Annotated in this window: 10 protein-coding genes, 1 tRNA gene and 1 pseudogene; 7 read left to right on the top strand and 5 right to left on the bottom strand. The window is 44.8% G+C overall.

What is annotated here, in order from left to right:
* The 6 genes and pseudogenes from OCV57_RS14080 to OCV57_RS14055 all read left to right on the top strand — a co-directional run.
* A pseudogene (locus OCV57_RS14080) lies at positions 1-594 on the top strand (hypothetical protein); the annotation flags it as partial.
* A gap of 176 nt (positions 595-770) precedes the next feature.
* Positions 771-1,745, top strand: coding sequence for a phage major capsid protein (locus OCV57_RS14075; protein WP_267302062.1), 975 nt, complete (start codon positions 771-773; stop codon positions 1,743-1,745).
* 64 nt (positions 1,746-1,809) lie between these two features.
* Positions 1,810-2,190 (top strand): hypothetical protein, encoded by a 381-nt coding sequence (locus OCV57_RS14070; RefSeq protein WP_022287532.1) that lies wholly within the window; start codon positions 1,810-1,812, stop codon positions 2,188-2,190.
* A 15-nt stretch (positions 2,191-2,205) separates the two neighbouring features.
* Positions 2,206-2,628 (top strand): hypothetical protein, encoded by a 423-nt coding sequence (locus OCV57_RS14065; protein WP_022287531.1) that lies wholly within the window; start codon positions 2,206-2,208, stop codon positions 2,626-2,628.
* The gene (locus OCV57_RS14060; protein ID WP_267302060.1) at positions 2,621-2,965 is read left to right on the top strand and encodes a hypothetical protein; all 345 of its coding nucleotides are present in this window, start codon (positions 2,621-2,623) and stop codon (positions 2,963-2,965) included. Before OCV57_RS14065 ends, OCV57_RS14060 begins: the two co-directional genes overlap by 8 nt.
* Positions 2,965-3,873: a hypothetical protein gene (locus OCV57_RS14055; RefSeq protein WP_267302059.1), complete on the top strand. Its 909-nt coding sequence runs from the start codon at positions 2,965-2,967 to the stop codon at positions 3,871-3,873. Before OCV57_RS14060 ends, OCV57_RS14055 begins: the two co-directional genes overlap by 1 nt.
* 74 nt (positions 3,874-3,947) lie before the next feature.
* Here the strand turns inward: OCV57_RS14055 and OCV57_RS14050 are convergent, their stop codons facing one another.
* From OCV57_RS14050 to OCV57_RS14035, 4 genes are all read right to left on the bottom strand, one after another.
* Positions 3,948-4,829, bottom strand: coding sequence for a carbohydrate ABC transporter permease (locus OCV57_RS14050; protein ID WP_267302058.1), 882 nt, complete (start codon positions 4,827-4,829; stop codon positions 3,948-3,950).
* Positions 4,830-4,835: 6 nt separating this feature from the next.
* Positions 4,836-5,765 carry a carbohydrate ABC transporter permease gene (locus tag OCV57_RS14045; protein WP_265290952.1) on the bottom strand — a complete coding sequence of 310 codons (930 nt, stop codon included), beginning with the start codon at positions 5,763-5,765 and terminating at the stop codon, positions 4,836-4,838.
* 94 nt (positions 5,766-5,859) lie between these two features.
* On the bottom strand, positions 5,860-7,374 hold the full coding sequence (locus OCV57_RS14040; RefSeq protein ID WP_267302056.1) for a carbohydrate ABC transporter substrate-binding protein: 1,515 nt from the start codon (positions 7,372-7,374) through the stop codon (positions 5,860-5,862).
* Between the two features lie 78 nt (positions 7,375-7,452).
* Positions 7,453-8,463 carry a LacI family DNA-binding transcriptional regulator gene (locus tag OCV57_RS14035; RefSeq protein ID WP_022287525.1) on the bottom strand — a complete coding sequence of 337 codons (1,011 nt, stop codon included), beginning with the start codon at positions 8,461-8,463 and terminating at the stop codon, positions 7,453-7,455.
* 727 nt (positions 8,464-9,190) lie between these two features.
* On the opposite strand from OCV57_RS14035, the gene OCV57_RS14030 reads away from it, so the two are divergent.
* A tRNA-Thr gene (locus OCV57_RS14030) sits at positions 9,191-9,266 on the top strand.
* Positions 9,267-9,411: 145 nt separating this feature from the next.
* On the opposite strand, the gene OCV57_RS14025 is transcribed toward OCV57_RS14030, so the two are convergent.
* The coding region (locus OCV57_RS14025) for a stage V sporulation T C-terminal domain-containing protein (RefSeq protein WP_267302055.1) at positions 9,412-9,874 on the bottom strand (463 nt) is incomplete at its 5' end.

The raw sequence follows: 9,874 nt of genomic DNA, 5'->3' as shown, positions 1-9,874 counted from the left end.
GTGGAAACTCTGCCTGAGAAAACTACGACAGACGGAGAGGTCTACCGCAGGCTTATGGCAAAGGCTTACATGGTGCGAACTGCTTCTAACGGCGACCTTATAAGCGAGATCCAGGGCGGAATAAAGAAAGAGGTATCCGTTAGCTGCACCATGGGAAAGAAGCTTTGCTCTGTATGCGGAGCGGATATGTATAAGGGCGGCTGTGACCATGAAAAGGGCGGTGAATATGGCGGTAAGCTGTGTTATCACATTCTTGACGAGCCGCTTGACGCTTACGAGTGGTCGTTCGTGGCAGTGCCTGCACAGGTGAACGCAGGGGTAACGAAGCGTTTTGCTTTAAGGGAGAAGCAGGAAAGCACCGACAAGAGCTATGAGCTTGCCCTTGCGAGGGAAGCCTTTGAAAAGGACGTTTTAAGGCTCAGCTATTTTTGCAAGCCTTTTATGAGTGCAAAGCGTGTGAAAGAACTTGCGGAGCTTATGACAGTTACGGAGCTTATCGACTTCCGTGGCAGGCTTGAAAAGCAGGCGGCTGAGAATGAGGAGGTCTACAAAGCCGAAAGGGAGAGCTTTATCACGGGTGATTACAAGATGTAATGGACAGATGTGAAAGGGGGCGATGACAATGTGGAGATAGGGGCTTAAATGCTAGAATGTGATATCATCACTGTAGGGGCGAACAGTGTTCACCCGAAAAGACAAATGGTTTTCGATGATACGAAAATCAGTACAAAAAATCGGACAAATTTTATTATTGAAAAGGAGAAAATAATATGTACAACAATATCAAACTTGAAAAGGGACTTTATTCTATCACAGGCAAGACATTCACACAGGCGCTGGCTGAGCTTGATCCTGACGCAAACTATGAGAACACCGAGCTTAAAGGTCTTGACGCTTTTGAAAGACAGCTCAAGCGTTTTGACATCAAGGTAAAGGGTGCAAATTCTGACAGGGTGGAGAAATTCTTCATTTCCACTGAGTCGGCAGTGCTTTTTCCTGAGTACATAAGACGCACTGTCAAGCAGGGCATGGACGAGGCTTCTATCATGGGCAAGGTAGCGGCGGCTGTTTCATACACTGACGGAGTGGATTTCAGAGGTCTGAACGTTACAAAGTCAGGTTCAACTGACGTTGTGGCAGAGGGTGGAAATGTGCCTATCACAACTGTCAGACTTAGCACCAACAGTAAGACTCTTACAAAGTTTGCAAGACGTCTTAACTGTTCTTTTGAGTCTGTAAGGAAGCAGAAGCTTGAGGCTTTTGGCGTGGTGCTGAGAAACCTTGGAGCGACTATAAGCAGAGATGTGAACAGCTTTGCTATGACTGAGATAACAAGAGGTATTACAGCTCAGACTCTTATTGGCAATGAGCTTACTTACGCTGATCTGGCGGCTTTTTGGGCTTCCATGGGCGAGTTTAACATGACGACCATGATCTGTACTCCTGATGTTATGGCTAAGATCCTTGCTATGGACGAGATGAAATACTGCATTGGCGACTATATGGCAGGCGGCACAGTTCAGACGCCATATGGTGTAACGCTTGTAAAATGCCCTCAGCTCACAGGCGGTATTGCGGTGGGCATCGACCAGAGCAGTGCTGTTGAAATGGTGCTTGGAGGAGATGTTATCGTGGACTACGATAAGCTTATTACTAATCAGTGCAAAGAGATCGTTTGCTCAGTGCTTGCAGGTTTCTCTGTACTTACGAGCGGTGCTGTAAAGACGCTGAAAACTACAAAGTAAGCTGAGAGGACAATGAAAAAAAGGGACGGTGGGCGGGTATATTTTTTTTGAAAGGAGCAGGAAAATGGCAATAAGCAAAGACAATGTAAAGAGCAATTTCATGGAGCTAAGCGGACTTGACAGCACGTCGGCTGAGGTGTATGCAGGGCTTATAACGGTGTGTGCTGACGAAATGGAAAAGGCTGTTGACCAGGAGCGAATGGTCGCTGAGGGTGGGACGGCTATATGCGAATTTGCGGCGGCAGCGGAGGTCTTTTACAGATTTATTTGTCTGAAAGCCGCTGAATACAAGGTCATGTTTACGGCGCAGGGCAAGGCGGTGGAGGCTTTTGACGAGGAGAACAGGATAAAGGCGGCAAGAGAGCTTCGTGACAGTGCAGTTTCAAGGGCGGAAAGATTTTTCTCAAAGGACGGCTTTGTATTCAATGCCGTTATCGCATATTAGGAAGGAGGACGAGCCATGACAGTCTGGACAGAAATGGCGGCAGAGATAAAAAAGATACTTGACGGAGCAGGCTTTACTGCAATGGGTGAATACACTTCGGCTGACAGTCTATTGCACAGTGGGGAAGCAATTGGCTTCTATGGACTTAAAGGCTATGATGTGGTCGATGAAGTCATTGGGCAGGGCGGCAAAAAGCTTTACACTGAGTATATATGTCATATCGACCTGCGGCTCATGGGCAAGGCAGGAAAATACGATGACATGGAGGAGCTTCAGGAAAAGTGTGAAAGCGTTATGGCGGAGCTTGCAAAAAGCGAGGTTCTGAATGTAAAGAGCGCAAAGCTTGGAGGCGCAGTTCAAACTTTGCCCCTTCACAGGCTCGAAAGGCAGGCAGAGCTTAGTATCGGCATTTGCAGTGAGGAGGATATAAGTGAGTAAAAAGGGAAAGATAAAGCTTGACATCGGCACACGGTCATTTTACATGGACGGAGTTAAGCGAAGCGGAGGTTACATTCAGGAGGAAACAAAGGCTGTGAATGGCATTTTGCGGAATATCTCAGGCAAGGCAGCGGAGATATTTCAGTTCAGCGGCAGGATCGCTCCGTCGGACAAGGCTTACGCTTGGGCTGCTCTAAGCGAGAACGGAGGAAAGGCGATCAATTTCACGGCAGACGGGGTCTTATACAGCGGATACATACTCTCAGAGATAGAAATGGATTTTCAGCCTGACAGGATGATCGGAAGCCTTATTATAAAGCTTAGGGGGGCGGAATAATGGCGAAGATATACATCAGGTTTGAACTTATTGGCAGTGGCAATTTGGACTATAGAAACATTGTTTCAGCAAGGCTTGTGAAAGACCGCTATACGCCATACAGTGAACTTAGAGCGTCTGTCGTTCTGAATAACAGCATAAATCTTAACAATATCAGGCGTGTGGCACTTTATATAGGCAGCAGGCGTATGCACTACGGTCCTGCGGATTACATCAGAACAAGGGTGAGAGGCGGAAAAACTGTTCTTGAACTTATAAGCCGTGGGATAACACTTATGCTGGGGCAGAACGAGCCTGAACCTGGGGTATGGTCTAAGGTGAGTTTGACGAATATTATGAAGAGCTACAGCCCCTCAAGTGAGATAACCTACGAGAGTGGAACTGACACTGTGAATTATGTGAACATCAAAGAGAAGTCTACACTGTGGGAGGCTATCGGCGTATATGCGGTCAAGGCTTACGGCAGGCGTGCATATATCAGAGGGGACAGGCAGGTCAATGTGTCGCTGAGTATCCTTTCGGTGAATATCGGTACTCAGCGTATTATTGAATACGGAAAACAGCTTGATACGAGATCGATGCTGTCGAAGATATATATGAAAAACGTGGACGGGGAGTATGGATATAGCTATTCAAGCGGTAAAACTATACCACATGGTATCACGAGGGAGAAGTATTATGGTCTTGATAAGCAGTGGCTCAATAATGTAGCTGTCGGGCTTAAAGATAGGATAGAGTTTGCAGAGAGGGAGTATTTGGTGGAGCATATCACATATGAGGGGTATTGCGGCGAGGATATCACGGATAAAATAATTTGTAATGGATATGGCGTAAATGGAAAAAGAGTGAGCAGAATGGAGATAACGGTCAATAGCAAAGGTATGCAAACGAAGCTTTTATGTGAATAGGCAAGAGAAGTAAGGAATGAATAGAAAAAAAAAAACAGCGTACAGAAAAACTGTACGCTGTTTGAAGCTTCGTATTAACCCTTTACGCTTCCCAGAGCAACACCACGAATGATGAACTTTGAAAGACAAAGGTAAACAATTACTACAGGGAGGATAGCAAGTACGATGTACAAGCTGAACATTCCCACGTCCTTCTCCTGTGGTCCTGCATAACGCATTGCGTTGAGTACCAGAGGGATCGTGTACTTACTCTTTGATGTAAGAATAAGTCTTGGCATAAAGTAGTTGTTCCAGTTTGTTACGAATGTAAAGATGATCTGAACTGCGAATGCAGGCTTGAGGATAGGAGTAACGATCTTGTTGAAGATCTTGAACTCTCCGCAGCCGTCGATACGGGCGGCTTCTACGATCTCAAGCGGAAGTGCAGACGCCATATACTGCTTCATGAAGTAGTATGTAGCTGGTGCTGCGACAGCAGGAATTATCAGCGGAATATAAGTATCTGTCCAGCCAAGTTTGTTCATGAACTGGTAGAAACCGATAGCTGAAGCCTGTGTTGGAACCATCATTACGATGAGAATGAACATATCTGCGAACTTTCTCAGCTTGAACTGGTAAACGTGTGTTGCATATGCTGTCAGTGCTGAGAAGTATACGCTGAGCAATGAAGCACAAGCTGATATGAACAGTGAGTTAGCCAGTGAACGCCATACGCTTCCGTATGCTACGGCTGTTGAACCGCTGAAAAGGTTCTTGAAGTTTGTTGCGAGGAAGTGGTCAGGATACCATCTGATACCTGCCTGTGATCTGCCTCGTGTTGCGTTGATTATCAAAAGATAGAATGGGAAAAGTGAAACAACGACCAAAAGAACAAGGACAACATAAGCTATTATCCTATGTATGATAAGACCAGTACTATTCGTCTTTTCACCAACTATTTCAGTACTTCTTGGCATTTCAGCTTACCCCCTTCTCTTCTTTTTCTTCTTTCCGTCATGGTCAGCAGACGCAAACATAAGTGCAAGTCCGATAATAGCGGAAACGATAAAGATTATTACGCAGAGTGCAGACGCCTTACCGATGTCGCCCTGCTTATTTGCCTGGATTATCATTACGACGGTCTTAAGTTTTCCGTTAGGGCTACCCATATCCTTTGTGAGGAGGGCAGGTACGTCGTACATCTGAAGTCCACCGATGAGTGATGTTACAAGAACATATGACATGATAGGCTTGATGAGCGGAATTGTGATCTTCCAGAATGTCTGGCTGGAAGTTGCACCGTCGATCTGTGCTGATTCATAGAGTGATGTATCAACACCCATGATAGCAGCCATAAGAAGAATTGTTGTATTACCATACCAAAGTATGAAGTTGATGAGTCCAACTACACCTCTTGATCCCCAAACACTTTCAAGGAGTGGTACCTTGATAAGATCATAGATAGCGCCGCCTCTGCTGAACAAGCTGTAGAACAGAAATGCAAAAGCAGATGCCATGATTACGTTTGGAAGATAGATAACAGCCTTGAAGAATCCCTGAGCCTTTATCTTAAGACGAAGGTCAGTGAACCATACTGCAAGGATAAGAGAGATAACGATCTGTGGGATAAATCCTACTATCCACATGATGATCGTATTCCAGAATGACTGAAGCAGATCACTTCCTGATGTGAATATAGTTGAATAGTTTTCGAAACCGCAGAATGTCGGTGTTACTTCGACAGCCTGTCTTGTCCAACCACCGCCGATAGAGCCCTGATCCTTAACATAGTCTGTAAAGCTGTAATAGAAAGTCTGGAACAGAGGATATAGTGAGAAGATGATGTAAACTACAAAGAATGGGATAAGGAAAACATATCCCCACTTGGCATAGCTTATGCTTTTTCTCTTCATATAAGTATACCTATTCCTTTCGTGAGATTAATAAATAATAGGGGGGGATAACCTCCACCCCCTATATTTAATTAGATACTGTTTTTTTATACGATTAGAAATCGCAAGTAAGGTTACCATAGAGGTCTGTGATGTTCTTCTTGAAGTTCTCAAGAGCAGCCTCATATGAATCAACTGTGCCGAGGAAGTAGTCCTTCATAGCACCCTGGAATTTCTCGTTGCAGCCCTGGTCATAAGCAGAAAGCTTGTTCTCGAGGGAGATCTTGTCAGCAGCCTCTGTAAGAAGTGCAAGGTGATCCTGTCCACCGAGGAATGCGTTTGTATAACCGCCGTCGATAAGCTCCTTGATAGCAGCCTTGTTGTTTGTGTAGTCCTGCTCGCCCTCAGTGATAGCCTTAGCTACGTCCTTGTTGCAAGTCATAACCTTCATGATATCAGCAACGATATCCTGGTTATCGGAGTCGATAGCGCCGCAGATCCATGTACCGCCCCAGTAGTAAGCCTGTGGGCCTGAGCAAGCCTTCCAGAGACCATAACCGCCGTTGCCTTCCTTAGCGTTTGAACCATCAGCCTTGATCTCTTCGTCAACTGTGTTTGGAAGAAGTGTGAAAGGAATGCCCCATGTTGAGAAGAAGTAGCCGAATACGCCACCGTCAATCTTCTGGCCAGCAGCCCAAGCATCGTCCCAAAGGGAAGTCTTGTTGTTGTAGCCCTTGTCTGTGTATTCCTTAGTCTGGTCAGCCCAAGCCTTGATCTGTGGGTCAACTGTGATCTTGTTGTCTGTTACCCATGGGCTAGACATATTGTTTGAGAAGCATCTGTATGTATCATCGAAACCAGATACCATCTTGTAGCCCTTGTCAGCCATCTTCTGAGCTGTTGCTGTGAATGTATCCCAATCCTTAACAGCTTCCTGAACCTTCTCTGGATCGCTTGTGCCGAGAACGTCCTCAGCGATCTTTGTGTTGTAGAGGAACAGACCTGGAGTTGCCTGCCATGATACACCCTTCAGCTCGCCTGTCTTTGTATCTGTTGCAACGTCCTTTGTGTACTGATACATCTGTGACATATCGTCGTCTGTGATGCCGAGGTCCTGAATAGAAAGTGCAACGTCGCCGTTAGCATACTTCAGAGCGTAGTCAGCTTCCATAAGGAACATATCTACCTTCTCTGTGCTGTCCTGCTGACCCTTAAGAGCCTCGTCCAGCTTTGTCTGGTAAGCGTTACCTTCGTTTTCAACCTGTACCCAGTTCAGCTTAACGCCGTTGATAGTTGCGATCTCCTTAGAACCACCAGCAAGCTCGTTGTATGTAAGCTCGTTTGATGTGCCCTGTGGATAGTACTTATCAAGTCTTGACTTGAACTCTGTGTTCCAGCAGTAAATTGTAAGAGTCTTCTTTGAATCCTCTGATGAATCCACACCGTGAAGCTCAGCTGTGTTTACTCTGTCAGAGCTGTTGTTGATGCCTGTGTTGTTGCCAGCCTTTGATGTGCTGCCGCCATTCTTGTCAGATGTTGAAGATGAATCTGTATTGCCGCAAGCTGTGAACATTGAAGCTGCCAGACAGAGGCTCAATGAACCTGCAAGTACTTTCTTAAGATTTGCCATAATAATTTTCCTCCTTAAAATCGCATTAGTTTATTTGATTTGCTCCGCAGCATTTCTGCGGAAAATTAATGCCTTGAATTAATTGATGTCGCTTACCGAACCGCCTTCCAGCAGCTTTCCGTCGACTGTTATCACCTCTTTAAAGGTGGTCTGTGGGTTTTCTATCAGTGATACCAGCTGTTTTGCGGCTGTTACACCGATAAGGTCTGTGTCCTGAAGATAAGTCGTAAGCTTTGGAGAGAGAAGCTGTGAATAAGCTATTCCGTCGTAGCCCACTATCGAGATATCCTCCGGTACTGAAAGACCCATTTCCTTGACTGCATTGAAAGCTCCCATTGCTGAATAATCATCGGGCATGAAAACGCAGGTCGGTTTGTTCTCTCTGCTAAGAAGTTCTTTTGTCAGCTTATAAGTCAGATCAGGGTTATGATAATCACCGTTAAGTATCCAATCGGGATCAACTGAAATTCCTCTTGTCATACAAGCTTTATAGAAGCCTGCCAGACGTCTTTCGGCTACTGCCGATCTGTTGCCCTGGATAAAAGCGATCTTCCTATGCCCCATCTTCGTCACATAGTTGATAAGCTCTTCCATACCTTTTTCATTATTGGACATGATCGCTGTTCTGCAATCGAAGATGTGGTCGATCGTGACCACTGGTATATCTCCGTTTATCACCTCGTACACGTCCTGCGACGTAAAATCCGTACAGGCAATGATAACACCGTCAACATTGCGGTATTTGCAATGTTCGTATGTAGACATTTTCTGCTTGCCCACATCTCTATTTATAAAGGTTATATCATATCCTGCTGCTTCAGCCGTAGTCTTAAAGCTGTCAAGCACCTTTGCGAAAAACTCATGGGTAAGACCGCTTCCTGCTTCGTCGAGATACATGACCCCGAGATTATAGGTCCTGTTGGTCTTTAAAGCTCTTGCCTGAGAATTTGGGAAGTAGCCCATTTCTTTGGCGGCTTTCATAAGTCTTTCTCTTGTTGCCTCGCTTACGTCCTTATGGCCGTTGAGGGCTTTGCTTACGGTTGCGACGGATACTCCGCAGCGAACGGAAATGTCTTTTAAGGAAACCAATGATATTTCCGCCTTTCCGTAGATTTTAAACGTTTACGCTTGATGTTTTCCGTGAAAACTTATTTCAAACGTTTCCGTTAATAAAAATATACAATATTCTCGCCATAATTTCAAGTCTTTTTTCACATTTTTATGCCCTCTGTAATAAATTATGGAGGTTTAGCCAATTTTTCAACTTTACTTTTGTGCATTTTAACAATGCTATTTGGACAATTGTAATCAATTTGTTACAAAGAAACTGACAGGCTAATCAAAAAGCTGCGAAAATGCACTGCATTTTCTGAGGGGTATATGAAACTAGGCTGTGTGGTATGTGAAAAATGTATATAAACATTTCTTTTGTATACAATTATGTTATGTGAAATTACAAAAACCATTAAAGAACTTTATTCATTAAACGTTTTCGGATAATAATTGTTGAAAAGTGTGTTGTAACATATGATATTGTTAAAATATTGTCTTGATATGAAAATATGATAGTCATTTGATCGGAAAAGTTGGAATATTCGGTGTTTGCGAAGATATTTTGAAACGTTTAAGCATATTTCATCGTTTTTTTATTGTGCAAAATAACGATGTGGAAAGAAAACGTATTTATTTCATACATTATACTCACAAGCTACATATGATATGACTATTTGATAGGGATTTTGCAAAGCTTTGAAAAAAATCTTGAATTAATGTTGACAAATGTGTGGTTTTGGTGTATAATACTTAAGTCTTGTATGCTGATATGGCTCAGTTGGTAGAGCAGCTCATTCGTAATGAGCAGGTCGTGGGTTCGAGTCCGACTATCAGCTCCACCGCAGCGTGGTCTGCAGTTTGCCCTCCGATCCATTTGTATGGGTCGGAGGGTTTATTATTTGGCTGCGGAGGACATGGTGCAATGACTGATATAATAGTACAGAAAAAAGGACTGCTGCGGTCAGGCGGCGGTCCTTTTTGGTATTATTCTTCAATTTGTTTGCCCAAGAACATTGCGGCGGCTTTGGCGAGCATGGATTGTTTATCGGTACAAAGCTCGGTATCGTCGGTAGCCATGAAAGCCACTGCGCCTGTTATATCGCCGTTTGTGAGGATAGGGGCGATGGTGAGGGCGTGGGTGGTGATACCCTCGACGGCTCTAAGCGGCTCGGCTGTGGTATCGGTATAGTCAAAGGTTTTGCGGTTTTCCAAAAGCTCCTCCAGGGCAGGGGAGAGGCGGCGCTGGGAATATTCTTTTTTCGGCACGCCTGACACTGCCACGACGTGGTCCTTATCGAATACCACGGCAGGCGCTCCCCCAAGCTTTGAGATGACTTCCGCTGCCTGAGCTGCGCCCTCGGACATTTCGTTTATGGCAGAATATTTTTTGAATATCACCTCGCCGTCGGGGTTGGTGTAGATCTCGAGGGGGTCGCCGTTACTGATA

Origin of the sequence: Hominimerdicola aceti (genome assembly GCF_025567495.1) — a bacterium.
Taxonomy (GTDB): Bacteria; Bacillota; Clostridia; order Oscillospirales; family Ruminococcaceae; genus Hominimerdicola; species Hominimerdicola aceti.
Note: the sequence above shows the minus strand (reverse complement) of the source record. Positions and strands in the feature narration are given on the sequence as shown.

Bases quoted from the DNA above. Each gene is read 5' to 3' on its own strand.
- OCV57_RS14065 (WP_022287531.1), top strand. From the start codon at position 2,206: ATGACAGTCTGGACAGAAATGGCGGCAGAGATAAAAAAGATACTTGAC.
- OCV57_RS14040 (WP_267302056.1), bottom strand. From the start codon at position 7,374: ATGGCAAATCTTAAGAAAGTACTTGCAGGTTCATTGAGCCTCTGTCTG.
- OCV57_RS14070 (WP_022287532.1), top strand. From the start codon at position 1,810: ATGGCAATAAGCAAAGACAATGTAAAGAGCAATTTCATGGAGCTAAGC.
- OCV57_RS14045 (WP_265290952.1), bottom strand. From the start codon at position 5,765: ATGAAGAGAAAAAGCATAAGCTATGCCAAGTGGGGATATGTTTTCCTT.
- OCV57_RS14050 (WP_267302058.1), bottom strand. From the start codon at position 4,829: ATGCCAAGAAGTACTGAAATAGTTGGTGAAAAGACGAATAGTACTGGT.
- OCV57_RS14055 (WP_267302059.1), top strand. From the start codon at position 2,965: ATGGCGAAGATATACATCAGGTTTGAACTTATTGGCAGTGGCAATTTG.
- OCV57_RS14075 (WP_267302062.1), top strand. From the start codon at position 771: ATGTACAACAATATCAAACTTGAAAAGGGACTTTATTCTATCACAGGC.